This is a genomic window from Pseudovibrio sp. M1P-2-3, assembly GCF_031501865.1.
Lineage (GTDB): Bacteria > Pseudomonadota > Alphaproteobacteria > Rhizobiales > Stappiaceae > Pseudovibrio > Pseudovibrio corallicola.
This window is the reverse complement of record NZ_JARRCW010000001.1, coordinates 3,987,414-4,012,305: the sequence shown is the minus strand read 5'-3', so window position 1 is coordinate 4,012,305 and position 24,892 is coordinate 3,987,414. Positions and strand designations below refer to the sequence as shown.

Annotated in this window: 20 protein-coding genes; 8 read left to right on the top strand and 12 right to left on the bottom strand. The window is 47.3% G+C overall.

Going from position 1 to position 24,892, the window contains the following annotated elements; translation table 11 throughout:
* Window positions 1-107 precede the first annotated feature (107 nt).
* Window positions 108-878, top strand: coding sequence for a RibD family protein (locus tag P6574_RS17575; RefSeq protein WP_310621542.1), 771 nt, complete (start codon window positions 108-110; stop codon window positions 876-878).
* Window positions 879-1,165: 287 nt separating this feature from the next.
* On the top strand, window positions 1,166-2,734 hold the full coding sequence (locus tag P6574_RS17570) for a M10 family metallopeptidase (protein ID WP_310621541.1): 1,569 nt from the start codon (window positions 1,166-1,168) through the stop codon (window positions 2,732-2,734).
* Window positions 2,735-2,797: 63 nt separating this feature from the next.
* On the opposite strand, the gene P6574_RS17565 is transcribed toward P6574_RS17570, so the two are convergent.
* From P6574_RS17565 to P6574_RS17550, 4 genes are read right to left on the bottom strand one after another with little or no spacing between them, the layout of a single operon-like run.
* Window positions 2,798-3,631: a class I SAM-dependent methyltransferase gene (locus P6574_RS17565; protein WP_310621540.1), complete on the bottom strand. Its 834-nt coding sequence runs from the start codon at window positions 3,629-3,631 to the stop codon at window positions 2,798-2,800.
* Window positions 3,624-4,691 carry a glycosyltransferase family 4 protein gene (locus tag P6574_RS17560; protein ID WP_310621539.1) on the bottom strand — a complete coding sequence of 356 codons (1,068 nt, stop codon included), beginning with the start codon at window positions 4,689-4,691 and terminating at the stop codon, window positions 3,624-3,626. Before P6574_RS17560 ends, P6574_RS17565 begins: the two co-directional genes overlap by 8 nt.
* Complete coding sequence (locus P6574_RS17555) at window positions 4,681-5,103, bottom strand: 6-pyruvoyl trahydropterin synthase family protein (protein ID WP_310621538.1); 423 nt, start codon at window positions 5,101-5,103, stop codon at window positions 4,681-4,683. The genes P6574_RS17560 and P6574_RS17555 overlap by 11 nt, the downstream gene beginning before the upstream one ends.
* The gene (locus P6574_RS17550) at window positions 5,091-6,119 is read right to left on the bottom strand and encodes a zinc-dependent alcohol dehydrogenase (protein WP_310621537.1); all 1,029 of its coding nucleotides are present in this window, start codon (window positions 6,117-6,119) and stop codon (window positions 5,091-5,093) included. Before P6574_RS17550 ends, P6574_RS17555 begins: the two co-directional genes overlap by 13 nt.
* Window positions 6,120-6,215: 96 nt before the next feature.
* Between P6574_RS17550 and mdoH the strand changes: the two genes are divergently transcribed.
* Both mdoH and P6574_RS17540 read left to right on the top strand, forming a co-directional pair.
* Window positions 6,216-8,069, top strand: coding sequence for a glucans biosynthesis glucosyltransferase MdoH (gene mdoH, locus P6574_RS17545; RefSeq protein ID WP_310621536.1), 1,854 nt, complete (start codon window positions 6,216-6,218; stop codon window positions 8,067-8,069).
* Window positions 8,070-8,210: 141 nt separating this feature from the next.
* Window positions 8,211-9,169 (top strand): IS630 family transposase gene (locus tag P6574_RS17540; protein WP_310619020.1). Its coding sequence is split into 2 segments (ribosomal slippage): window positions 8,211-8,552 and window positions 8,555-9,169, totalling 957 coding nucleotides; the frame shifts between segments, so codons are not numbered across the junction.
* A gap of 56 nt (window positions 9,170-9,225) precedes the next feature.
* Here the strand turns inward: P6574_RS17540 and P6574_RS17535 are convergent.
* Both P6574_RS17535 and P6574_RS17530 read right to left on the bottom strand, forming a co-directional pair.
* Window positions 9,226-10,413, bottom strand: coding sequence for an OpgC family protein (locus P6574_RS17535; RefSeq protein WP_310621535.1), 1,188 nt, complete (start codon window positions 10,411-10,413; stop codon window positions 9,226-9,228).
* 69 nt (window positions 10,414-10,482) lie between these two features.
* Window positions 10,483-11,868 (bottom strand): tetratricopeptide repeat protein, encoded by a 1,386-nt coding sequence (locus tag P6574_RS17530; protein WP_310621534.1) that lies wholly within the window; start codon window positions 11,866-11,868, stop codon window positions 10,483-10,485.
* A 357-nt stretch (window positions 11,869-12,225) separates the two neighbouring features.
* On the opposite strand from P6574_RS17530, the gene P6574_RS17525 reads away from it, so the two are divergent.
* Window positions 12,226-12,702, top strand: coding sequence for a DUF302 domain-containing protein (locus P6574_RS17525; protein ID WP_310621533.1), 477 nt, complete (start codon window positions 12,226-12,228; stop codon window positions 12,700-12,702).
* 35 nt (window positions 12,703-12,737) lie between these two features.
* Here the strand turns inward: P6574_RS17525 and P6574_RS17520 are convergent, their stop codons facing one another.
* From P6574_RS17520 to P6574_RS17505, 4 genes are all read right to left on the bottom strand, one after another.
* Window positions 12,738-14,363: a thiamine pyrophosphate-binding protein gene (locus P6574_RS17520; protein WP_310621532.1), complete on the bottom strand. Its 1,626-nt coding sequence runs from the start codon at window positions 14,361-14,363 to the stop codon at window positions 12,738-12,740.
* Window positions 14,363-15,643 (bottom strand): CaiB/BaiF CoA transferase family protein, encoded by a 1,281-nt coding sequence (locus P6574_RS17515; protein ID WP_310621531.1) that lies wholly within the window; start codon window positions 15,641-15,643, stop codon window positions 14,363-14,365. The genes P6574_RS17520 and P6574_RS17515 overlap by 1 nt, the downstream gene beginning before the upstream one ends.
* A gap of 150 nt (window positions 15,644-15,793) precedes the next feature.
* Window positions 15,794-16,627, bottom strand: a complete 834-nt coding sequence (locus P6574_RS17510; protein WP_310621530.1) for an alpha/beta hydrolase family esterase — start codon at window positions 16,625-16,627, stop codon at window positions 15,794-15,796.
* A gap of 186 nt (window positions 16,628-16,813) precedes the next feature.
* Window positions 16,814-17,599 carry an ion transporter gene (locus P6574_RS17505; protein ID WP_310621529.1) on the bottom strand — a complete coding sequence of 262 codons (786 nt, stop codon included), beginning with the start codon at window positions 17,597-17,599 and terminating at the stop codon, window positions 16,814-16,816.
* Between the two features lie 201 nt (window positions 17,600-17,800).
* On the opposite strand from P6574_RS17505, the gene P6574_RS17500 reads away from it, so the two are divergent.
* The 3 genes from P6574_RS17500 (at window position 17,801) to P6574_RS17490 (ending at window position 23,362) form a co-directional block, all read left to right on the top strand.
* A complete protein-coding gene (locus P6574_RS17500) occupies window positions 17,801-18,934 on the top strand; it encodes an efflux RND transporter periplasmic adaptor subunit (protein WP_310621528.1) in 1,134 nt (377 codons plus the stop codon).
* A 3-nt stretch (window positions 18,935-18,937) separates the two neighbouring features.
* Window positions 18,938-22,120 (top strand): efflux RND transporter permease subunit, encoded by a 3,183-nt coding sequence (locus tag P6574_RS17495; RefSeq protein WP_310621527.1) that lies wholly within the window; start codon window positions 18,938-18,940, stop codon window positions 22,118-22,120.
* Between the two features lie 189 nt (window positions 22,121-22,309).
* Complete coding sequence (locus tag P6574_RS17490) at window positions 22,310-23,362, top strand: hypothetical protein (protein WP_310621526.1); 1,053 nt, start codon at window positions 22,310-22,312, stop codon at window positions 23,360-23,362.
* Here P6574_RS17490 and P6574_RS17485 read toward each other — a convergent pair.
* On the bottom strand, window positions 23,359-24,138 hold the full coding sequence (locus tag P6574_RS17485; protein ID WP_310621525.1) for an ABC transporter ATP-binding protein: 780 nt from the start codon (window positions 24,136-24,138) through the stop codon (window positions 23,359-23,361). The genes P6574_RS17490 and P6574_RS17485 overlap by 4 nt on opposite strands.
* Window positions 24,135-24,890, bottom strand: coding sequence for an ABC transporter ATP-binding protein (locus tag P6574_RS17480; protein WP_310621524.1), 756 nt, complete (start codon window positions 24,888-24,890; stop codon window positions 24,135-24,137). The genes P6574_RS17485 and P6574_RS17480 overlap by 4 nt, the downstream gene beginning before the upstream one ends.
* Between the last annotated feature and the right edge of the window lie 2 nt (window positions 24,891-24,892).

Here is a 24,892-nt window from a genome sequence, read left to right as displayed (position 1 = left end):
TATCCCCCTTGAAACCTAGCCTCGACAGGCTCCTCTTGCTCGGCTACCACTAGATTAACCCACGGAATGGGTGCTTGGAAAACTATCTGATGTCAGGGGGTCTCCCTATGAACCTAGTAGAGTCTTCTCGTCGTCTCATTAGTGGCTCTATGCCTGTGGAAGTGTGGCGAGAGATTTTGAAGGCCCGAGCAGGTAACCGAAACTATGAAGTTGGCGGGTACCCTTCAATATTCAATAAGCTTTGTGGGTCGAAACAGCAAACGCTAGTGGGTCAACTGGGGCAATCTGTAGATGGTAGAATAGCAACTGAGGCGGGGCACTCCTTTTATATTAATTGCCCCGAGGCACTAGATCATCTGCACTGCTTGAGGGCATTATGTGATGGTGTTGTTATTGGTGTAAGCACCGCGATCTGTGACAATCCGCAGCTTACTGTCCGTCGGGTTGAGGGAAAAAGCCCTGCAAAAATCATCATTGACCCAAAGGGGCGCCTGCCGTTCGAGACAAAGTTACTTCATGATGCAACAGTGCGGCGTATTGTGGTGACGGGTCAGAATGTGGATATAAACCTACCTGATGGTGTTGAACATATTACGGTGGCAACCAATGGGGACGGGGTCATTAGCTGCGGTGATATTTGCCATGCTTTGGGCGAGTTTCGCAATATTCTTATAGAAGGGGGGGCTTGGACACTCTCTCGGTTTCTCAGTGAAGGATTATTGGACCACCTTCACCTGATGGTGGCTCCATTGATTATTGGTGCTGGACCTTCGGGCATTAAATTACCACCTATTGAAAAGCTGGATGATGCCATGCGCCCAAAGGCGAATTGGTTTCATTTGGGGTGTGATGTACTGTTGGACTTGGACCTAGACTAACTGTGATAAGGGATGGTCATTCCTCTTGGGTCCGTATTCCTTATATTGAGTAAAATAATCAAGTTTATTGTGCTAAATTGTAACTTTTCAATCGATACAATAGGCATAATATGCTCTAATAATAAAGAATATTGAAATATTATAATATACATTTAAAATATATAATCTAAAGTATAAGTGCGTTGGCGGATGTAGTTTGGCAAGGATATGAACTTCAAGCTCTACAATTAGTAATGCTTGGAAATTCTAGACGGATAAAAAGAAATTTAATTAAATAAGGGATTAAAATGATAAATCGGCACATTCGCCCCGACGGAACTCATAATGAAGCACAATTAATTCAAGAGGGCAGCGATGCCCCATATAGCACTTCTACCCCCTATAGCATCGAAGCTGGAGACACGTTTAGTGGCAGCTTAAGTAGTTCTGGGGATCGTGATGCCATTGCTATCGAGATGGAAGCTGGCAAAACTTATACGATCTCTATGGAAGGGTACGGCAGTGATGCTGTGAGTGATACCTATCTGTATCTTTACAGCCCGAGTGGGCAGCAGGTTGCTGAAGATGATGATGGTGGATCAGGCCGAAACTCTGTGATTGAATACACAGCGACGGAATCTGGCACTTTCTATATTGGCGCAAGTTCCTACAACACGTCTTACTCTGGAGATTATACTGTCTCCGTGACAGCCGAGGGGGACACGGATCCTGTAGATCCAACAGACCCAGTTGATCCTAATGCCTTTACAAATGATCAAATTGCGGATCAGTTGACGGATGGTTATTGGGAATCAAACGGCCGTTCAGGACGTTCTTTCGATGTGGAAGCTGGTGATACAATCACCGTAAATATCAATGCACTGAATAGCAGTGGTCAGTATCTGGCGACAGAGGCCCTGAATGCTTGGAGCATGGTTACAGGTATTAATTTTCAGGCTGTAAACGGGTCCGCCCAAATCACGTTTGATGACAGTGACAGTGGTGCCTACTCAACTTCAGAAGTTTCAGGAAGCACAATTACGTCTTCCTTTGTGAACGTTTCCACCAGCTGGCTAAATTCACAGGGTACAACTCTGGATAGTTATTCTTTCCAGACTTATGTACACGAAATCGGTCACGCCATGGGTCTTGGCCATGCGGGTAACTATAACGGTTCTGCCGACTATGGAGTAGATAACCACTATTCCAACGATTCGTGGCAGGGTTCGGTCATGTCTTACTTCTCGCAGAATGAAAACACTGCCGTTGATGCCAGCTACGCATATCTGGCAACTCCAATGATTGCTGATATTTTGGCAATGCAGGAACTCTACGGCACAGCAACAGATCTGCGAATCGGAAATACCGTTTATGGAGAGAACTCTACCGCAGGTGGGTATTATGACGATATTGTGGATCTGAACCCAGCTGCTTACACCATCATTGATAATGGCGGCGTAGATACTATTGATTACAGCTCTGTGCGGGCAGATCAGGTTATTTCCCTTGAAGAAGAGACCTATTCTAGTGTCAATGGCTTGACCGGTAACCTTGCTATCGCTCGTGATACCGTGATTGAGAACGCGATTGCCGGTAGTGGTGATGACATTCTCATCGGTAATGCTGCCGACAACATTCTTGAAGGTGGCAGTGGCTCAGATACTTTTGTGTTTAATGCCAACGCTGGTGATGATGAGATCGTTGACTTTACTGATGGTCTTGATTTCATCGAGTTTGAAAGCGGTGCATCTTCATTCGCTGATCTGACAATCACTGACGAAGGATCTGACGCTTTGATTTCCTTTGATAGCGGTTCTATCCTGCTAACAGATGTGGATGCTGCAGTGCTCGGCACTAATGACTTCATGTTTGCCTAAGGCTTTAAGTAATTGCAGGGCAGATTATCTGCCCTGCTTGTCTTTACGTCTTTTATATAAGCCTCAGCTTGGTTCGGGCGGAAACGCGGCAAAGTCAACATGACCGACTGATAGCTGGCTCTCTCCGCGATTAATCATGGTTATGCGCGCATCTTGCCAATGGTGAACTTTGTCTACAGGCAAGCCTGCCAGTTGTGCAGCTTGGGCCCATCCCAGTACTAGTTCTTTTTGAAGCTCTTTCTCTCCCTTTTGACAGAGCCAATCAGAGAAGCCTTCAATTATTCGAAACCCTGCGGCCTCGAGAGTATTCATTGCGTAGGAGTTAGCCTCTTTTCCCAGTGCCGGCCCGAAGCCCTTGTCCAGTTTCTGGCTTAAATGGAACGCTTTAATAATTTCATCATCTTTAGGGTGTGCAGGGGACAAGGCCACTCGCCCATCAAAACTCAAGGCTGCGTAAAAAGGCAGGGAGTTGTGCACCAGAGTGGCAGTAAGCTTATCTATCCATTTAGCACTCGTTAAATCCAGAAGAGCTGAGGTGGTAACGGCTGAATGTTGCTGGAACTTGTCAAAGGCCTCGTCCGTGTTCAGGTCCATCTCAAGTATGTGTAGGTGAAGCTGCCCTCCCTCTTTCACGAGTTCGGCTTGGTTGACCCGCAGCTCTTCGAGAAGAGCACGGTCATTGTCTAATAGGGTCCAGTCTTGTGCTTCTGAAATTTCAGGTGCCAGAGCTGCAACAGTCGCTCCGGTCCCCGCGCCCAAGTCTAAAAGCTTTAAAGGAGTGCCTGCGGGAGATACTTTTTCCATGTGGGTTAAAAAGGTTGCTTCTACCGTTTTGTTGCGGGCTCTCAAATCAATGTCGTGGCGTAATCTAAGCCATTCCCTAGAAAATTTATTCATTGACGTCCTCCAGTATGGCGGCCAGACTTTGTGCAGAGTTTTTCCAACTAGGCAGTAACTTGACAGAGTCCCTAGCCTTTTTTGCCATGGCTTGGCGTGCTTTGGGTTCCTGAATCAAAAAACGTAAAGAGCTGATAAGTTCACTGGAATTGTTTGGAGCTACATAGATATAGGACCCTAACGGTAGCGTATCTTTGACTGCTCCCTCTCCACTAGCAATAATCGGCAGCTCGTGCGCAAGAGCTTCCGTAAACGCCATCCCATATCCCTCATAAAAGCTGGGTAACACGAAGATGTCGGCATTTTGGTAAAAGCTGGTAAGTTCTTTGTGAGGAACAACACCATGTATAGTTATTTTGCGTTCCAATGAGAACTGATGAATGGCTTTGATGACCTTATCCGTATAGGACCTGTCAAAAGCTGTCTCTCCAACAAGATCCAGTCTCCAATTAAGGCTACTCAGTCCTTTTAGGGCCTCTAGGAGAAGTAATTGCCCCTTTCGCGGTATCAAGGAGGCCACACACAATAGGCGGATGCAACCGCGCTTTTTTAGAGGTTTTGTGTGCTGTGCTGGCCTATCCGTGCCGGGAAGTACAACATGGATTTTGCTTGAAGGAATGGAAAAGGCATCTACTAGTGTTTGTGCAGTTTGAGGGCTGGTTACAATAATATGGCGCACATTCCGGAGTGTTGCCTGTTCAAGTCCTCGCAGTGCCTCTGATACTGGGGGGGATAGGCCTGTCTCCATGAATAAAGGGTGGTGAACAAGAGCCAACATGCGAAGTCGCTCTTTGTTTTCCTTGGCAACTTTTGGCAATACGCCGAAAGCTAGGCCATCTACCAGCACAAGACTACCAGAGGCAAGAGAACTAAAAATAGTTTTGGCTTTGTTTCTGTCCTCCAGTTCACAAAAAGGGTAGTTACCTTGAAGAGGAAGGTGCTCAACTTTCCAGCCCAGCCCCTTCAAACCCGCAATCATACGGCGGTTGTAGTGGTACCCGCCACTGGCACTTTCGATATTACCGGGAATTGCAAAATAGAGATTTCGTTCATTTTGCATTGGGCGTTGAAAAGTTTATTGGAGCCTCGAAAGACGCCTTGGCGTTGCGAGATTCTTCAATGGTTACTCGTAGTCTGGAGAGTTCTTCTGGAGGGCGGCCAAGTTGATGAAGGTTAATGGCACCATTGATAGACTGGAAAATATACCCGCATAAAAACTCTGTAGTGGTATTTTTGCCGGAAAACTGCGGTAAGTCATCAAGGTTTTTATAGTTCAAGGGAGCTATGATGTTATGTAAAACTGTCTTCGCCCGATCAAAATCTGCAACAACACCATACTGGTCAAGCTCTTTTGCAATAACAGTCACATAGATTTCCAATGTTGCGCCGTGCAAAGCTTGAGCAGGACCAAAAAGCTCACCTTTGAAGCTATGAGCGATCATCATGTGGTCATGGACTTCTATTGAGTACATTCTGTGCCCTCTCTATTATAGGGAGTATAGGAGATTGGTTGAAAAACAATGTCCAGCTTTCCAGACAGAACTGAACTGATCTTTTGAGGGACCTCATCAAAGTATAGTGCAGGTGCCAGTAATATATCGAGAGCAGGATCTTTCAGCAGTGTCATCGCGTTCATGAGGCGCTGCCGTCTTGTTCGCCTAGACCGCATGGGAAGGGCGACGCTCCCAACTTGGGAAGAGAAAATTTTCAACCGCTTTGAGTGGAATGATTGACCAAGTGGAACTTCGGGTTTGAGCGCTCCAAACCAAGAGCATTCTACTATAAGAGCTTCCTGACCTGCTAGAATAAGTGCGTGCTCCAGCCCTGCGGCACTGGCACTGCAATGAAAGACCAGATCCTGATCTTTTAGGGGTGTTCGTTCATCCGCAAATGAACATCCAAGTGCTTTTGCGTATTTTTCCCGAGTAGGTTTTATGTCGATGAGTGTGACATTAGCCCCCACGTTGGATGCACAGAGGTAGGCAATCAAACATCCGATTGTACCGGCGCCAACAATTGCGATGTTTGTGGCGGGTAACGGCTGGGCATCCCAAACTGCGTTGAGTGCAGTTTCCATATTCGCTGCAAGTGTTGCCCGAAGTGGAGGGACTTGAGTGGGGACAGGGATGAATTGATCTGGTGTTAGAGCCACGTGCTCCTGATGGGGGTGGAGTGCAAATACATATGCGTGATCTGAGGCGCTAGGGTTGGTAAGGATTGGCTGTGCAACGAGGCTGTATCCATATTTTACAGGGAATGGAAAGTTTCCTGCCTGAAACGGTGCCCGCATCCGTTCATATTCGCTTTCTGGAATCATCCCGTTATAAACCAGAGCTTCGGTTCCAGTACTTATGCCACTTGCTACCGTTTTTAACTGAATACAGTTACCAGAATCTTCGCTAAGCTTTTCACTAAATATTTCAAGTGTTTGATTTCTTGTATACCAAAGTGATCGAGTCGTACGTGATGGGAATACTGTCTTTGTCACTGGAAAATACTTTCGTAGTCACTTTAGTGAAAGGTCACAGATTGAAGATAGGATGATTTTCACTAGGGCTTCAAACAGTCATATTTAAGGAAGATCATGACTAAAAAGGCGAGGTATCTCCCTGAATTTCTCTTAAAGCTTTCAAGCCTTTTGCAGTTTGGTGCTGGCTCCGATGAGGATGTAGTTTTGTCACGCAGGCGCTGGGTGTTTGGAAGCCTCGTAAGTTTGACTATAATTGTGTTGATTACTCTAATGTTTTCGACATTGGAGAGTGAAGGCTTCTCATTTATAAAACTTTTAATGATTGGCAGCTTTACGCTTACCCTTCCATGGATCGTGATTGGCTTTTGGCATGCTGTTTTGGGTTTATGGCTCATGCTTTTTCATCATCATCCCGAGCAAAGTGTGTGTCCGATCCAGATGGGAGATGAAACAACGATTCTAAAACCTTTAGGTACGGCTTTACTTTCGTGCGTGCGGAATGAAGAGTTTACTGAAGTTGCAAAAAAGCTTGAGGCAATGCTGATAGACCTGAGACAGGAAGGTTGTCTCTATGGCTATTCTCTTTATGTGCTAAGCGACAGCTCTGAGCCAGATATCTTGCTTCAAGAAAAAGAGCTTGTGAATGAGCTAAAAGAACGTTGGGCGGGGCAGGCGGTTATAACCTATCGTCACAGACCCGATAATACCGGCTTTAAGGCAGGAAATATTCAGGACTTTTGCCGGAGGTGGGGCCACAGGCACGAATTTGCCGTTACATTAGATGCGGATAGTTTTATGTCTGCAGCTACTTTGAGAAGTCTTACTCATAAGATGATGGCCAACCCTCGGTTGGGAATATTGCAAACTCTGGCGGTTGGCCTTTCAAGTAGAAGTCTGTTTACGCGTGCTTTTCAATGGGGAATGCGCCTTGGTATGCATTCCTATTCTCTTGGAACAGCATGGTGGCAAGGCCCATGTGGTCCATATTGGGGGCACAACGCCATATTGCGTTTAAAACCATTTATGGAACACTGCTTTCTACCGGAGATTGGAGGTAATGGACCGCTATCTGGTCCTGTCTTAAGCCATGATCAACTTGAAGCAACCCTTATGTCTCGCGGTGGGTATGATGTTCGCGTATGGACAGCTGAAGGGGGGAGTTACGAAGAAAATCCCACCAACCTGCTTGGATTTATAGATAGAGATTTACGGTGGTGCCACGGAAACCTACAGTACTTGAAGCTACTTGGCTTGCCTAGTCTTAAGCCTATTGGTCGACTGCAACTTGTTCTGGCAATTTTAATGTTCACTTGCTCGCCCGCATGGATTTTATTTTTGGCTTTGGGTGCTGTCTCGCCCTATGTTACGTCCCAGCCAATTCACTATAATCCTTTGTTTGGAACAATCGTGTTCATCAGTGTGATGACTATGGTTTTTTCTCCCATACTCAGCTCCTTGATTTTTGTGGCAAGCAAAAAGGAACAACGAAAAGCGTTTGGAGGTGGGGTTCGATTTATTTCGAGCGCATTTACGCAAATTCTCTTTTCCTCAATGCTTGCGCCGATTATGGCCGTGGCTCACACCGTTTTTATTACGACTTTGATTTTTGGTGGGAAGTGTGGGTGGAGGGGCCAAGTTAGATCAATCGTTTCACTTTCCTGGGGGAAGTCGATAGTCAAGTTCTGGCCGCAGTTTTTATTTGGTGTGCTTGGTAGCGGATGGGCTCTTTCAAATGGTCTTTGGCAGTTTTGGCCTCTTATTCCAATAATTGCTGGCCCCTTGCTTGTTGTGCCGTTTGCAGTTTTTACAAGCTCCCCAATGATTGGGAGCTGGGTTACGCGTTGGGCACTTTGGCGAATTCCGGAGGAAAGCGACCCACCAGTAGAAATAGAAGGTTTGAGCTCTATTGGGGATATGGGGATGTCGTTGGAGTTACCGGATGAGCCGCAAAGTCGGAAGGCGGTTTAGAGCACTTTGCGTTCATTTGCGTTCACGCTCTGCACTCTAACTTATTTAGTTTGAGCTAAAGCAATGAGGCGCAACGCTGAATCGATTGGGGATTCCCAATCAGGTTGATTTGTGATTCACTCCTTTTAGGGAGGAGATCACATGGGCCGGCCACTTTCACTTGATTTACGCCTTCGCTTTAAAAGGCTCATTTTATCCGGGATGAGCGGGCGTGAAGCAGCACGCCGCCTGCTGATCTCTCCAGCATCAGGATCTCGCTTGGCCCGTAAAGTTCGGGAGGGGCAGAGTTTAATCCCGGTCAGGACAGGGCGCCCAAAGGGAGGCGGAAAATTGGAGCCCTACCTCTCCTTCTTGCGCGAGCTGGTCAATCAAGACGGAGATATCACGTTGATGGAGTTATGTGATGCACTTTTCATGGCTGAGGGAGTGAGGGTTCACCATACTTCCGTCTCCAAGGCTTTGCGCCGTCTTGGCTACACCTATAAAAAAAATCGTTGGTGGCAACCGAGCGTGGCAAACTCCATGTACAAAATGCCAGAGATGAATGGCGCCACACCCGTCAGCCTATAATGCGTGATCTGCCTGAGAGACTGGTGTTTCTCGATGAAACCAGTGTTAAAACGAATTTAACCCGGCTGCGAGGCCGAGCCTTTAAAGGGGAACGAGCCCTTGACACAGCGCCGTTTGGACGCTGGCAGAACCAGACCTTTATCGCCGGTTTGACCCACGAGGGACTCATTGCGCCCTGGGTTCTGGACGGGGCCATGAATGGCAAGGCATTCACCACTTATATCACGACACAACTGGCTCCATGCTTGCACCCTAAAACGGTGGTCATTCTGGATAACCTGTCCACACACAAAGTTCCAGAAGCCGCAAGGGCCCTCAGACAAAGCGGGTGTTGGTTCCTTTTTCTGCCGCCCTATTCTCCTGATCTCAATCCTATCGAAATGGCGTTTTCCAAGCTCAAAGCACACCTACGCAGAATGAAAGCCAGAACCTTTGAGACCTTGATAAAGGCTCTGGGTGACATATGCGATCTGTTCACACCCCAAGAGTGTTGGAATTACTTCAAGGCAGCTGGATATGTTTCAGTATAAAGGCTCAAGACTATAATTCTTGCCGTTTGATTGAACTCAATCAAACGGAATGCGCTCTAAAGCTGCCTAGCTCTGCCACTGGTTTGCTTCCAAGGTAAAGATTTATAGAATTTTGCCAAGTATGCCACCCCAATCAAGCCGAGGAAACCGATGAGGTTTGCTGTAATTGTTGCCAGTATATTTGCAGGAAAGCCAAACAGCGTGTCACGCGCAATCGCAATCAACTGGGCCAGAAACAAACTGGCAAGAAAAACTGCGAGAGACTGCTGCCCAACTCTCTGAATAATCAGAACGACTTTGCCCCATAATCCACTGGATATCAGACGGTTTCCGGCAATCCCTACCGCCATCCAGCTAAGGTAGGCTAAGCATAGGAAGTGTATGTACCGAAAGATGCCAAATTCTGTTTTGGCCGTTAACGGACTAATGGTGCGAGCCATCTCCAGAAAATCTGGATAATGTCGGAAAATTCTAAAATATGAAAAAGGGACCGCTGCGAATACCAAAATAAGGCATAGCGCTAACAATCTAGGGGAGCGAACAGGGGGTGGAATCCAACCTCTCATCCAGGCAAATCCAGTAAAAAACAATAGCTGCCAGCCAAAGGGGTTAAAGAACCAGGGGCGGTCCGACCATGGCTCGGCAGGTAGATCAAGGAAGTGAAGGTTTGCCAGCATCCAAAGAGCAAGACAGAGGAATATAGCCCCCTTGTTTCCCGCTTTATCATGGGTGATGATAACGAGGGGCATGAGGAGCAGAATGACCATATACATGGGCAAAATGTCAAAATAGTTGGGTACATAGGAAAGGCTTAGAAGTCCGGGAAGGTTAAAAATAGGGTCTTGAAAAAAGTTCCATAGATTGAGGCGTCCAACATAATCAAACTCGACCCAGCCGTTGATCTGGATGAACGCTAAAAGACCAGCCAATGCGAGAAACAGGCAAATGTGCGACCAGTAAATTTGCCAGACCCGGTGAGAGACACGCATGCATCCTAAAGCGTACCCTCGCTTCTCAAAAACACCTCCAAACGCGATTGCAGAAGCCATGCCTGAGCAAAAAACGAATATTTCGGTTGCGTCGGAGAAGCCAAAGCGGGCGGGAATCCATAGTGTCCAGTCATTATTGGGAAGGTGTGCGATAAAGATGACAAACATCGCGATACCACGAAAGAAGTCCAATCGCGGGTCACGTTGGCGGGCGACAGAGGATACTGTGGGAGCGTGGGGAGAAAGCTGATTCACCGTTGGAGCAATTCCTTTCAAATAACCTAAACACCAACTGACGAAATTTATAGTAGAATTACCTGTCTGCTAACCTAGTTTCTCTCGAAGTGTTTCATCCTGCATTATGCTGGATGCATGAGACATGCGTTCTGCCAAAGTAAAGCGACTTTCGGCATATCGGTCTGAAGTGGAGCGCAGTTTTTTACGTTCATTCAATAGGGATTTTGCTTCCAAAGAGAGACCCGACCTCAACGCCGCTTCAATTGTGAGCCGTTCAAAAACGTCCCTTTGAGCGTGGCTTCCACCAATATCAATCAGTGTTGTGCGGGCGTGCATTAAATTATGGTAGGCAGAAAAGTAATTGCCATCCCGATACGCTGCCAAGCCTGTTGCAATTGGTAATCCAGTAGAAGCGGTAATTTGCGCCATATCCGTTTTGTCGTGCTTGGCGGTGTAAGCCATTCGAGCGGTTAGGCTACTGGCACTTTTGAGGTGATTAGCTCCTAGTAAACACATCATGTAATGCAAATCTGCAAAAACATTACAGGCATCATCGATACGGTTCTCAGAGAAAACCGCGAGTTCCTCCCAGCGGTTTCCTGTAGGTACACCCGCGATTTCAAGGCGTACCAAGAGAGAGGCCGCATTGGAAATATCACGATAGTCATCTGTCTTATCTATGCGAACTCGTTCGTCATAGAGGTCCAAGACTCTGTCATTATCGTTATTGTCTAGGTACATGAGGGCCTGATGCCACCAAACGTGGTATCCAAAGTTATTGCAGTGTATCCAGCTGTTTCGGTGGGTATCCAGCCATTTAATACCTTCAGAGGGCTTTCCAGTCATATCATAAACATGCGCAACGGCGTGCAGCCCCCAAGCGTCATCGGGTGCAACTTCAACGGCTTCGCGGCCCATATGCTCGGCGAGCAAATAGTCTCCTGTTTCTTCAAGGGTAAACGCATAACACCCTTTTACGTACCCCCATGCAGGATGGTTTTGGTCATAGGAAGGCAACGCTTGTTCAATGGATTGCCGCATTTTGCTTGGCTGACCTAGAACAAACCTGATGGCGTGCACCATTTTCAAAAGTAGGGCATCGCGGGGGAAATCTTTGAGGCATATGTCGAGCCTGTCAGCAGCCCCGCTGGGATGGCCTTGGAGCCAGTCTCTCAATGCCGCTATATAGCAAGTTTCGCGGTCTGTGAGGGCTTCTTCTTTTGCTGCCTTTTCCGCATTTTGCAATGACAGACTGGCGACTTCTATGAGTTCTTTACGGGCGAGGAGCAGGTTAAAGAAGCCAAGAGTAGCATGGCCCAAAGCGAAAGTAACAGGGGGCTGGAGTGTGGCTGTCATATGTTGAGGCGTTTTAGAGCTATGTGCCAGAAAGGCCAATATAGTTTTATTCCAAGAGCTTAAGCGGCTTTTGTCAGATATGGTAAGTTGATAACCAAACTGATCAGTGTAACGCATTTCTAACCCTTTCTTGGGTTGATGCCCTCATCGCTCTGGAAAATGCCAGTCGATGCCTAAAACTTGAACCATAAGTACAAAGAGTACCCTTTGCTTTTGGGGTATCCCTTTTCTTCTATTAATTTCTTTGGTTTTAATAAACGTCAAGTAAAGTAATATTGAATAGTTCTTTCAAAGTAATCTATTTAAAATTCAGTAAGTGGTAATATTGCAAATTATATAGGTAGATATTTTATATTATTTGCATAACCGGAATGATAATTTTAAAAAAGTTTCATTTTAGAGTTGCTATGGTGAAACTGGCTCTGAACTGGAGACTTGGATTTGAGGTACAAATATCACTTTTATCGCGTATTCTTGGCAGCTCTTATTGTTGTAATGTATTTGGGTGAGGGTGCTAAAGCACAAAATGATTTGGATCGTCAGCCCGGGTGGCGTGTTATAAAGTCGTCAATGCAGTTCAACGATCTTCTTCTTGAGTTGAGAAATGCCGTGGCCCAAGAAGATATGCATATTGTCACGCAGGCGAGCGCCTCTATGGGAGCTGAAAAACAAGGGGCTACGATACCAGGGAATTATGTAATAGGCGTTTTCCGCAATGACTTTGCTCTAAGGGTTCTCAAGACCTCATTAGCGGCTGGAATCGAGGCGCCCATTCGCTTTTATGTAACCGAAAATTTAAATGGTACAGGGACGTTAAGCTGGAAGCCCCCGAGCTATGTTTTCTCACCCTATATTAGAAATAGCGGGGGAGCGGAACTGGAAGCGGTTGCAGAAGAGTTGGACCAGATTTTTCAAAGTATTGCGGATAGAGCAACTCAAACTGGGAAATAGCTTACTGCGTGAATTCATTGGCTATCAGTGAAACTTTAGAGCCTGTTGTCATAGCTTTGCCTGTCGATTTTGCAGGCAAGGATTGTGAAAGAGTTTCTGGTTAACGCTTTTTGCGCTTCGGTTCGTAGTGTAGATGCATCTTGGATGCGGGCACCGTACCCGCCATAAACATCTGCTAGAGCGGCAAAGTCCGTTTCTTCAAAATCCACACCCAGATTATCAAGATGACATGCCCGTTGCTTTTTCTCAATTAATGCCAAGCTGGTGTCTACCAGAACGCAAATGATGACAGGTAGTTTCTGATCTCGCAATGTAGCAAGTTCTCCCAAACCCATCTCCAGACCCGCGTCGCCGACAAAGACAAGAACAGGTACTTCGGGTGCTGCCAGCTTATAACCGGCACCTATGGGCAGTGCACAAGCCATTGTGCATAAGGCCGAGCTTTGCAGGGCTGTTCGAGGGCGCTCACATGCCCAGATCTGGCTTACCAGTATGCGATGGGCACCGCTGTCAGCAGTGATTACCGTTTCTTTCGGCATAACGCGGCGCAGCTCATGAAATATTGTTGCAGGACCCCATCCCTTTTCTTCCGCTTTAAATGCAGTAGATAATTTTGTTTTAGCATTCCCAAGACTTTCGTCAGGCCATTGCGCGCAATAGAAAGTGTTTTGGGTTAGAAAGACCAGTGATGTGGCAATATCGCCTTTGAGTGAGTGGCTTACACTGTGCATTCCGTGCAGGCGATCAAAGGGGCTTATCTCAACAACCACCTTGCTTGCTGGCCATGGATCCCGCCAGTTGATGCGCATTTCAATTGGGTCGTACCCCACCAGAAGAACCAGATCAGCTTCCTCAATTAAAGGCAGCAAAGCTTCATCTGCTTTGGGAGATAAACCCGCTCCCCCCATAGACAATGGGTGATTTTCGTCCATCAGCCCCTTTCCCTTATATGTAGTAATGAGTGGTATTTGGTAAGTCTTGCAGACTTGGGAAATACAATCTCCCGCACCACTGTTTACTGCGTCAACACCCGCTATCATTAAAGGGCGTCTGGAGGCCTTTAACGCGTGGCGGGCTTTATCCAAGTCTGCTGCAAAGGGCAGGCCAAAGGTGGAAGGTACCGGAGTGGATGGCACAACTATTTCAGTTGTTTGTCCTTCGGCAATGGAGATAGGAACATCAATATGAACAGGTCCGGGTTCTCCCGAGGTTGCAAGGTGGATTGCCTTGTCCATCAAGGTGTTTAAGGAGCCTTGTTCTGCCCGATAACTGGCTTTCACGAGTGGAGATAGTAATTGGCGGTGATCAAATATCTGGTGGGTATAGGTCTGGGCCGTTGCGCCCTCTACACATCCACTAAGGAAAATTATTGGGACTTTATCTTGAAGTGCATTTGCTATGACATTGATTGCATTGGCTACTCCGGGGCCTAATGTTGCAAGAAGAATGGCGGGGGCATTTGCCCCGTTGTTTCGCATGGCATGCCAAACGCCTTCTCCCATAAAGCCACCGGAGTTTTCATGTTTGGTGAGAATGAACTTGATGCCTGATTTACCGAGTGCGTCCATTAAGGCTAAAACTTCGCCACCTGGAATGCCAAATGCATAGAGACAACCTGCTCCATGCAATTTTTGAGCAATTAAATCGGCACCTCGGATCATTAATCCCCACCCAAATCAAGAATTCCTTGTTTAGCCAGATTTTCAATTTCTTCTGGATTGAGCTTTGTATGTTGCAATAGGGTTTCGAGAGTGTCAGCCCCTAGTTTAGGAGGTGCCTTTCGATATTGGACCGGCGTTCCACTCAGCTTGATTGGATTGGAGATTAGGTTGACATGCCCTTCCTTGGCACTTGGGTATTCCATTTCCAGCTTCATGCCACGGTGTTGAATCTGCGGATTTTCGAAAACTTCATCCATAGTATTCACAGGTCCGCACGGAACTCCAACGTCTTCAAGCTTTGAGATCCACTCTTCAGATGTCATTTGCGGAGTGAGTTCTTTAAGTAAGGGGATTAACTCCTTGCGATTGCGAACCCTGTCAAAGTTGTGTTTAAAGCGGGCATCGGAAGCCAGCTCTGGAGCACCGGCAATTTGGCACAGACGTTCGAACTGCCCATCGTTTCCTACTGCGATAATAAAAGGCTTATCTGAGGCATTGAACGTCTGGTAAGGGACAATTGTTGGGTGGCTGTTTCCAATGCGGCCAGGGACGTCCCCGGAGGTTAAGTAGGATGTTCCTTGATTGATGAGCCAAGCCACCTGACTGTCCAAAAGGGATATGTCAATGTGTTGCCCGTTACCGGTGCTTTGTCTGGAATGAATGGCGGCCAGAATGGCCGTTGCCGCATACATACCGCACATCACATCTGTTACGCCTACGCCGATCTTTGTGGGCTGTCCCCCTTCTTCCTCAGGAAAACCTGTTAAGGCCATAATACCGCCCATGCCTTGCGCGAGAAAATCATAGCCCGCCCGTTTTGCGTAGGGACCGGTTTGGCCAAAACCAGTAATAGAACAGTATACGAGTTTGGGGTTGACCTGTTTTAGGTCCTGATAGCTCAGACCACGTTTTTCCAGATCACCAACTTTAAAATTCTCGACAAGAATATCTGCATTCTTGGCAAGGTTTTTGATAATTTGAACGCCTTCCTTGGTAGCAATGTCTACTGCAACAGAGCTTTTATTCCGGTTGGCACAAAGATAATAGGCACTTTCCTGCATATCGTTGCCGTGCTCATCTTGCAAAAACGGAGGTCCCCAAGCACGGGTGTCATCCCCCTTGACTGGGCGTTCGATCTTAATAACTTCAGCTCCAAGATCGCCAAGAAGTTGCGTGCACGTGGGGCCGGCAAGAATACGTGTAAGATCAAGTACAACAAGCCCATCAAGAGAGCCAGTATTTGAAGGCGGCGTTAAATCAGTTGCAACCAAAACATCCATCCATATGCAGAAATAGTTTATATTTTACTATAGGTTTTTATTCCTGTAGTTATTACCGATGCGAATTTAATCATAAGTTATTGGAAATAGCGAAATTTAAATTTTAAAAAAATAGCATTTGTGATGGAAACCCGACACGAGAACAAAAGTTTATTTCCAGTTTTTCTCCTTGGTCAATTTTACCCAAGCTTGTGAAACCCATTTAATTTCAATGGAGTGACTTCCACTATGTAAGCAAAGTTCCAACTCCTGAGTTTTATTTGACCACTCTTTACATGTCAGTCGTCCTTGCCGCGAACTATGAGGTATTACGTCTTCAAATCCCGCCTGCCGCTTCCAGACATCTAGACTTTCGTATAAGTTAGCTTGTGTCCAATGCTTTCCAATGGGCCGTCCGGCAATGGGAACGGTTTTGTCTGCAATGCCATGAATATGGGAAAGGAAGTTTAATCGGCTGGGGCACTGCTTTGGTATTGGTTTCCAAAAAGCGCCAGCAACTGGGGCAAAACCTGAATAGAGTTCTCCTTGGTAGCATGCCAAATACCAGGCCATTGAGGCTCCCATAGAAAAACCGGAGATCATAATTCTTTCCGAATCAATGGGAAACCTTCGCAGCAGGTCCTCTCTTAACTCCTTGAAAAACTGGAATTCGTCGCGATCTTGGCTTGGGGAGCCAGGGAAGGACCATGAACCGTTTTTGCCTTGCGGGGCGACCAATGCGACCTTATGTTTATCTGCAATGGAGCGCAGGGCCCTATTGGAAATGGTGCTGAGCGCCGTTCCATTCCAGCCATGAAGATAGTAGATTGCGCCAAGCTGAGTTTGGTGGTTCCAACTTTTAGGGAAATATATACGGTATTGACCGGTTGATATGGTGCAGGAAACTTTATCGCCGCAGATACTTTTTTGCTGCGACCCGCGCGCGGTTTCAATCATCAGTAGAGTGAAAATGGTACAGGCGACCACCCGCAAATGAATTCCCAAGGCTGCTCCTCTTCCCTGTACACCATAGGAAAGAACAGGCCTTTAAATATGCGTAGAGCATAATTGTGGGGCCTGCTCCTAGGGAAAATCTCAGAAGTCTTCTTGTTGGACCTTCGCAGTTTCTGGGTAGGACCATTCCTGCTCTGAGAACTGTTTCAAAGATACAATGGGTGAGTTGAAATTGAGTTACTTCCAATCGCCTTCTGTTGGAATTCGAATAGTCTCACCACAGTGTTTACAGTGTACGGCATCAGGATCGTGCCGTGAAAGTCCACATGTCTGGCAGCCGTATTTCACCTTTGCTGGGCGAAAAATGGCTTGAATAAGCCTCAAAAACAGCGCCACCCCGAAAATCATGATCGCGATTGTAACTGTACGTCCCGTGGTGTCAGAAAGAGTGATGTCTCCATATCCAGTTGTTGTGAGCGTGGTTACGGTGAAGTAAAGTGCATCCATGTAAGTGGTGATGTTGGGGTTTATGTCATTTTCCAACACGAACACGACGGCCGTAACAGTGAAAATAAACACTGCCAAATTCAGGGCAGACCCTATTATTTCCTCGTTTCGCCGGAACCAGCTGGAGGCCTCTCTGAGTTCTCGCAGGATGTGATGCGAGCGCAATAAGCGGAGCATGCGGATGACACGAAGGAAACCAAGGTTTTCGATAAATGCAGATGAAAACAAGGATAAAATGACAAGAAGGTCTGCAAGCATCGTCCACTTCAAAAAGAATGCCTTTGGGCGGGGCGCGATACTCAAACGGGCAACGTAGTCCAACAAAAGTACAAGACCTATTGCGTAATCTACCCAGTAGAAGTGGGTATCAAGTAACACGGTTGCACTCAGAATAAAGTACCCAATGGTGATCAGGTCGAAACATAAGAGGCTGAATCGCCAGATGCGAGATCTTGAACTACGTCCATTATATAATTCATTGGTGTATTTTCTAAGCGTTCTGAGGTGATTTCGCATGGTGCTCTAAATATTTCATCAATTTATCTTTAAAAGTAATAGAGGAATATTTGAGGCCATCAAGGCAGGGTGTAGAGATATGAAAATTATATCTTTTATCTTGTGAATAAAATAGTTTTGGTTACTTTAGTTGATCTATCAAGAAAACAGTTACTACCCTTAGGTAAGGTTGTCTCTCAGCAGCTAGTGTGAGAGAGAGAAATGACAGCAAAAATTTATATTTCCAATATTTCTCTAATTCGAACTCTTGTCTTCCAACTGCTGGTGATATCGCTTTTACTCTCAAGCTCCCCAATATCAGCACAAGGCCAACAACAGCCAACGCCTGCTGTCATAGTTGAGCAGGCTAAGATGGAAACCCTCAATAACGAAAGAATATATGCGGGCCGCACTGAATCCGTGGCCAAGGTGGATCTCATTGCGCGCGTTGGCGGGTTCCTTCAGCCTCTGGAGTTCAAAGATGGGCAACTGGTCAAAGCTGATGAGGTTTTGTTTGTCATTGAGCCGGGGCCCTACAAATATAAAGTAGACCAAGCTCAAGCAAACTTGAATAGCGCCAAAGCCAAGTATGACCTTGCAAACATTGAGTTTAAACGCAAGCAGCAACTGGTGGCCCGTAATGCGATTTCAGTTTCAGAGCTGGATGTGGCAAAGGCGAATTTGCAGGAAGCCCAAGCTGTTGTGGAACAACGCAACTCTGAACTGGAGCTTGCAAACCTTGATCTAAGCTACACTCAGATTAAAGCTCCTATGGCTGGAAAAGTAGGGGCGGCACGATACAAAGAAGGGGCCTATGTGACTGCTGACAGTGGTACATTGGCAACTGTCACAGCTCTAGACCCGATGCGCGTTGCTTTTGCGGTGCCTCAGGATGTTATTTTGTGGGCGCAAAGACATAAGGTGAATAAGGCAGATAAACTCCTCATTCGGCTCCGTTTGAGTGATGGCTCAACTTATGATCAGCCGGGTGAAATGGAGTACATTGATGCTCAGGCAAATCCGGGTACAGATACCGTCACTGTCCACGCGCTGTTTCCCAATAAGAACTTTTCCCTGTTTGATAGCCAACTAGTGGATGTCATTGTTTCCGTGAAAAATGCCGTTCCTGTTTTAACAGTCCCTCAAACAGCGCTGCTTGTTGATCAGGAAGGCCCCTTTGTTCTTCTGGTCAATAAAGAGAATACGGTCGAACAGCGGCGTATCATTATCTCCAATCAGCAAGACGGAAAAGTTGTTGTTGCCAGTGGCCTCAAAGAAGGAGACGCGGTGATTACGGCAGGTATTCAAAAAGTCAGGCCGGGTATCAAGGTCACTGCGAAAATAGCGGGTCAATAAACCATGATTTATGATGTATTCATCCGCCGCCCGAGACTGGCACTTGTCATTTCCATATTGATTGTCATTGTCGGGTTGATTTCGATCTATGCTATTCCCGTATCCCAGTATCCAACAATAGCCCCTCCCACTGTTCAGGTATCAGCAACGTATCTTGGCGCAGATGCGCTGACAGTTGAAGAAAGCGTAGGGCAACCAATTGAGGGGTCCGTGAACGGTGTTGATGGCATGCGCTACATGAAATCAACATCATCCAGTGATGGCTCTTATTCTCTCACAGTGTTTTTTGACTTGACCGTTGATCCGGATATTGCGGCGGTTAATGTTCAAAACAGAGTAAGCGCCGTGGAATCCAAACTTCCTCAGGAAGTGCGAGACCTTGGTGTGACGGTTCAAAAGCGGGCCGGCGATATGCTACAGGTGTTTTCGTTTTATTCTCCAGATCAAACACACAGTGGCCTGTTTGTTTCCAACTACGTAACCATAAATATAATCGACGAAATCAAACGCATTTCGGGTGTTGGAGATGCGGTTGTCTTCGGTGCCCGTGACTATTCCATGCGTATTTGGGTCAATCCCGAGAAGCTGCGTTCTTTAGGCCTTACTGCGGCGGATGTAATTTCAGCAATTGAGACACAAAATAAACAAGCAGCTGTGGGGCGGGTGGGGGCCGCACCTGTTTCGCAAGAGCAGCAACTTCAGTTCACAGTAACGGCGCGTGGCCGATTGGAAACGGTTGAAGATTTTGACAACATAATTTTGAAGGCGAATACGGACGGATCAGTTGTCCGGCTCAAGGATGTGGCACGCATAGAACTAAGTGCGGCTTCCTTTGATTATAATGCCGAGTATCAGGGGCGCCCTGCCGCTACAGTCGGCATTTACTTGAGCCCCGGTGCCAATGCCGTGTCTGTTGCAGAGCAAGTCAATCAGAAAATCAAACAGCTTTCCGAGCGCTTTCCTGAGGACTTCACATATACATCCATCTTTGACACCTCGTTCTTTGTTAACGAGATGATCTCCAAGGTGATCAGCACTCTGCTGGAAGCCTTTGTTCTTGTAACGATCGTTGTCTTCGTTTTTCTGGGGCGTATGCGGCCCACCCTTATTCCGCTCATCGCTGTGCCCGTGTCGATTATAGGTGCTTTGGCCGTGGCTTATATTCTGGGGTTTTCCGCGAATACAATCTCTCTGCTGGCGCTGGTTCTGGCCATCGGGATTGTGGTGGACGATGCGATTATTGTGGTGGAGAATGTGGAAAGAGTAATGCATGAGGAACCGGACCTCACGCCTGCTCAGGCAACCAGCAAAGCAGTTGCTGAAATTGCAGGCCCCGTTCTGGCAATCACATTTGTTTTGCTTTCAGTCTTTGTTCCGGTTGCTTTCCTTCCGGGGTCATCGGGTGTTTTGTTTCGTGAGTTTGCTGTAACAATTTCTGCCGCGATGGTACTGTCGGCTGTGAACGCTCTCACGTTGTCGCCTGCGCTCTGCGCCATTTTAATGCACAAAGAAGACAGTGGGCACAAAGGCTTTATGGCCAAAGTCACAGGCTTCATCGACAGCATTGGCGCGGGCTATGCAGGAACAATTAAGAAAATTGGCAGGCTCTCTATCCTCTCTGTTCCCGCTGTGCTTGTCTTTGGCTTAATGGCCTATTGGTTTGTGAGTATTACACCTGATGGTTTTGTCCCTGATGAGGACAAAGGCTACATCATGGTTTTAGCAAACTTACCTCCTGGGGCATCGCTCAATCGCACCGAAGCGGCAATGGAGAAAGCAAACGCAATTATTTTAAATGACCCTGGGGTTCATAGCTCGACAACAATTGCAGGCTTCAATCTTCTTGCAGGTGGCGGAACCTCTCCCAACTCTGGTGCAACATTTGTCAAGCTGAAGGATTATAGTGAACGCAAAAGCCGGGAGTTGTCTTCTGCGGCGGTTGTTGGCCGCCTTCTCAAGGCTCTTGCTGTCATCCCGGAGGGGAGCTTTTTTGCTGTAAACCCACCTGCAATCGATGGGCTAGGTACTGTTGGCGGCTTTGAGTTTATTATGGAAGCCCTTCAAGGACAGGACCCTGCCAAAATGGCAGCCGTTTCCCGCTCGCTTATGCTTGCGGCAAGTAAAGACCCAAGGATCGCGGGATTCTTTACCACCTTCGAAGCGAGTACGCCTCAGGTCCATGTGGAGCTGAACAGAGAAAAGGCCCAGATACTAGGGTTGGATGTCTCCAGCGTTTTCAACGCTCTTCAGGCCGTTCTTGGAGGTTATTATGTTAATGATTTCAACCTTTATGGGCGAACGTGGACAGTTCGCCTTCAAGCCGAACAAAAATACCGATCACAAATAGAGGACATCAATTCCATAAATGTGCGGAGCAACTCGGGGGAGATGGTCGAGCTTTCAACAGTGGTGACCACCCAGTTAACACGCGGGGCTAACAGTATAACGCGTTACAATAACTACCGTGCGGTGAGTTTCAATGGCAATGCTGCTCCAGGCTATGGATTGGGGCAGGCAATGGCTGATATGGAGAAGATTGCGGCGAAGGATTTACCGAAAGGCTATGCCTATGAATGGACGGGTATTGCGCTTGAACAAAAAGAGGCTGCGGGGCAGACTGGTATTGTTCTTGGACTGGCATTTCTTTTTGCCTATTTGTTTCTGGTTGCTCTTTATGAAAGCTGGAATACGCCGATCCCCGTACTACTTTCCGTTGCACCTGCCATTACCGGCGCAGTCGCAAGCCTCTGGATTTTCGATTTGAGTTTTGACCTTTATGCTCAGATCGGGCTGGTTATCCTGATTGCGTTGGCCGGAAAGAATGCAATTCTCATGAATGAGTTCTCGCTGGAGAAACGAATGGCTGGGTACAGCTTGTATGACTCAGCCGTCGAAGGGGCGCGGCTGCGCTTTCGTCCGGTAATGATGACCTCTCTTGCCTTCTCGGCTGGTCTTGTTCCTCTTTGTATTGCAGATGGCCCCGGCGCAGGGGCAATGGTTGCAGTTGGTGTTCCGGTTCTCTCGGGGATGGTTGTTTCTTTTTCTGTTGGTATTTTTTTGATTCCTACTCTTTATGCTGTTTTCCAGTGGATGCGGGAAAAAGCTGGCTGGAGGCCGGAGATGGAAATTGCTCGAAATACATCCACGTTGCAAAAAAATGAAGGGGACACAGATAAACCGGAATAAGGGTGGGAGAAAGTCAATAGTAAGAATAAAAGCAAGCCGTCCTTGAAACTGAGCCACGGGCAGAACACAGTTTGATGCAGTGAAAGGTTGGTTCACTTTGGACACCCCGCCCTGCAACTTTAAGAGCCGAATATATCAGGATAGGCAAGTGTCTCTAAAGACCTAGGATCGTTCCCAAAGGGGAGAAGAATGTCATTTCTACGTAGCCGTATCTATCGTTTTTGGTCAAGCAAACATAATGAAGCGCAATGCAGGTATGTGGGAAGCCGGGGTCTGCTCAAAAGTTGTGATTTTCATAATCGCAATCCAGTCTCGACCTCTGGGAATATTGATAGGAGCTTTCTCAAGAGTTTTCGGGAAGGGGAATCCATTTACGTCTGCACAAATGCTCTGGAGGCATTTGTTACGCAACACCTTCCCAACCTGAAAAAGCGCTTTACCCTAGTCACAGGGGATAGCATTTTGACTGTCAATCGGGAGATTTTGCCCAAACATCAACTCCGCAAGTTGATAGAAAGCCCTTTTCTGGAAAACTGGTTTGCACAAAATCTGGCAATGCGGCATGAGAAAATATATGCAATTCCTTTGGGCCTAGATTATCACACACTCACGTTAAGAGCGCGTCATCCTTGGGGGCGGTTTCAAACGCCGGTGGATCAAGAGCGCAGTCTGGTTTCCGTTCGGGGTAGCGCCCCGCGTCTGGAAGACAAGTCTGTACTGGCCTATTGTAACTGGCAGCACTCCATTAAGAACGGGAAACGTACCGAAGTCGTCAATTCGCTGGATAAAACTGCCGTTCATTTTGAAAAACATCGTCTTGCAAGATTTGAAAGCTGGACCAGAAACAGCAGGTACCTTTTTACCCTCAGCCCATTCGGAGCTGGAATGGACTGCCATCGAACATGGGAAGCCATTCTCTTGGGGTCCGTTCCCATAGTCCAGTCCTCCCCGCTTAATTCCCTTTTCAAGCGCTTACCGGTGTCTATCGTAGAAGACTGGCGTCAAGTCACTCCACGTTTTTTGGAAAAAGAAAAAGACAGGATCCTCACGGAAACCTATGATTTCAGCCCCCTTTATTTGGAGACATGGCAGAGACGGTTTCGGGGTATTCCAGACTACCCTCGAGAGCCTGTAAGTTATGAGGTGTTTTTGTCGGGGAATCGGGTAAGGGAGGATCTTGCATTCGGAGCGCAAGGGTCCCCCCTCAATACGTCATGGGCCCAAAAGGAAACTAGAAATTAAATTGCAAGATAGGTTTGACGAAGACCTTCATTGTCCAGAACTTCCTGAGCCGTTCCATCGAACACAACTTCACCCATGTCCAAAATGACGGCCCTGTCGGACAGGTGCAAAGCAGCAACGGCATTTTGCTCTACAATGATTGTTGTGATTCCGAGCTCTCTCACGTTGATCAAGATCTTCTCGATTTCTTGCACAATTATCGGAGCCAGCCCCTCATAGGGCTCGTCCAGAAGCAAGAGCTTTACGTCCCGAGCCAGTGCGCGGGCCAGTGCCAGCATTTGCTGTTCCCCACCAGACAGCGTAACAGCCTCCTGTTTTGCGCGTTCGGCGAGTCGCGGGAAGTGGTCATAAATACGTTCAATTGACCATCCAAGAGGTTCAGAAATCTGTGCAAGTTGCAAATTCTCCTCAACGGTAAGGCCTTGAATGATCCGTCTGTCTTCCTGCACCAACTGCACGCCGCTTCTAGCGGCTTGATAATTCTCCATATTGTGAAGGGGCTTGTGATCCAGCCAGATTTCCCCGTGTGTCAGCTGCGGATCGGACGCCCTTGCAATTGTGCGCAAAGTTGACGTTTTTCCAGCGCCGTTCCTGCCAAGAAGTGCAAGAATCTCGCCTTCACGAATGTCAAAGCTCACCCCTTGCACAATGTAGCTTTCTCCATAGTAGGCATGAAGATCCCAAGCAGAGAAAAACGCAGGAGCCCCGCCCTTGGCTTTCTTTGGAGCAACAGAAGGAGCGACGCCGTTTCCGAACTGGTTTTCTAGCATACTCATAGCTGGGTCCCTCCCAAATAGGCCTCTTGGACACGCGGATCTCCTTTAATGTCCTCCGGCTTACCCTCTGCAATGACTGTCCCTTGGGCCAGTACACTTATTTTCTTTGCAAGCGAGAACACCACGTGCATGTCGTGTTCAATAACAATCTTTGTGATCCCTCGTTCCCCAATACGTTGAAGAAGGTCAATTGTGTTGTTTGTGTCAGCGCGAGACATACCGGCTGTTGGTTCATCCAGCAGCAGAAGTTCAGGGTCTTGAACGAGGCACATGGCAAGCTCGAGCCTGCGTTTGTCACCGCGGGACAAAGAGCCAGCAATGCTGTCTTTCTTTTCCGCCAGCCCCACATCTTCCAGAAGGGAAAGGGCTCTGTCTCGAACTTCGGCCTGCCCGTCAACACGATGCCACAGGTTGAGAGTAAAGGCCCCATCTCGCTTGGAAAATGTTGGAATCATTACGTTTTCCAAAAGGTTGAGATCCTCGAAAATCTCGGGAGTTTGGAAAACACGGGAGACACCGGTCTGGTTGATTTCAAAGGGCTTCAGGCCGATGATGCTTTTTCCGTTAAACGTTACAGAACCTGTATCGGGCTTTAACCTCCCCACAAAGCAATTGAGTAAAGTTGATTTTCCTGCCCCGTTGGGCCCTATAATCGCGTGGACGTCCCCTTGCTGTATGGAGAGATTCACGTCATTGAGTGCTTTCAAGCCACCAAAGCTTTTGTTTACGCCTTTTACGTTCAAAATTTCCATGG

What these genes read in the sequence shown, in the direction of transcription:
- P6574_RS17575 (WP_310621542.1), top strand. Translation starts at nt 108, where the DNA reads ATGAACCTAGTAGAGTCTTCTCGTCGTCTCATTAGTGGCTCTATGCCT.
- P6574_RS17565 (WP_310621540.1), bottom strand. Translation starts at nt 3,631, where the DNA reads ATGAATAAATTTTCTAGGGAATGGCTTAGATTACGCCACGACATTGAT.
- P6574_RS17520 (WP_310621532.1), bottom strand. Translation starts at nt 14,363, where the DNA reads ATGATCCGAGGTGCCGATTTAATTGCTCAAAAATTGCATGGAGCAGGT.
- P6574_RS17555 (WP_310621538.1), bottom strand. Translation starts at nt 5,103, where the DNA reads ATGTACTCAATAGAAGTCCATGACCACATGATGATCGCTCATAGCTTC.
- P6574_RS17500 (WP_310621528.1), top strand. Translation starts at nt 17,801, where the DNA reads ATGACAGCAAAAATTTATATTTCCAATATTTCTCTAATTCGAACTCTT.
- P6574_RS17490 (WP_310621526.1), top strand. Translation starts at nt 22,310, where the DNA reads ATGTCATTTCTACGTAGCCGTATCTATCGTTTTTGGTCAAGCAAACAT.
- P6574_RS17495 (WP_310621527.1), top strand. Translation starts at nt 18,938, where the DNA reads ATGATTTATGATGTATTCATCCGCCGCCCGAGACTGGCACTTGTCATT.
- P6574_RS17560 (WP_310621539.1), bottom strand. Translation starts at nt 4,691, where the DNA reads ATGCAAAATGAACGAAATCTCTATTTTGCAATTCCCGGTAATATCGAA.
- mdoH (WP_310621536.1), top strand. Translation starts at nt 6,216, where the DNA reads ATGACTAAAAAGGCGAGGTATCTCCCTGAATTTCTCTTAAAGCTTTCA.
- P6574_RS17530 (WP_310621534.1), bottom strand. Translation starts at nt 11,868, where the DNA reads ATGCGTTACACTGATCAGTTTGGTTATCAACTTACCATATCTGACAAA.
- P6574_RS17505 (WP_310621529.1), bottom strand. Translation starts at nt 17,599, where the DNA reads ATGCGAAATCACCTCAGAACGCTTAGAAAATACACCAATGAATTATAT.
- P6574_RS17480 (WP_310621524.1), bottom strand. Translation starts at nt 24,890, where the DNA reads ATGGAAATTTTGAACGTAAAAGGCGTAAACAAAAGCTTTGGTGGCTTG.
- P6574_RS17485 (WP_310621525.1), bottom strand. Translation starts at nt 24,138, where the DNA reads ATGAGTATGCTAGAAAACCAGTTCGGAAACGGCGTCGCTCCTTCTGTT.
- P6574_RS17570 (WP_310621541.1), top strand. Translation starts at nt 1,166, where the DNA reads ATGATAAATCGGCACATTCGCCCCGACGGAACTCATAATGAAGCACAA.
- P6574_RS17515 (WP_310621531.1), bottom strand. Translation starts at nt 15,643, where the DNA reads ATGGATGTTTTGGTTGCAACTGATTTAACGCCGCCTTCAAATACTGGC.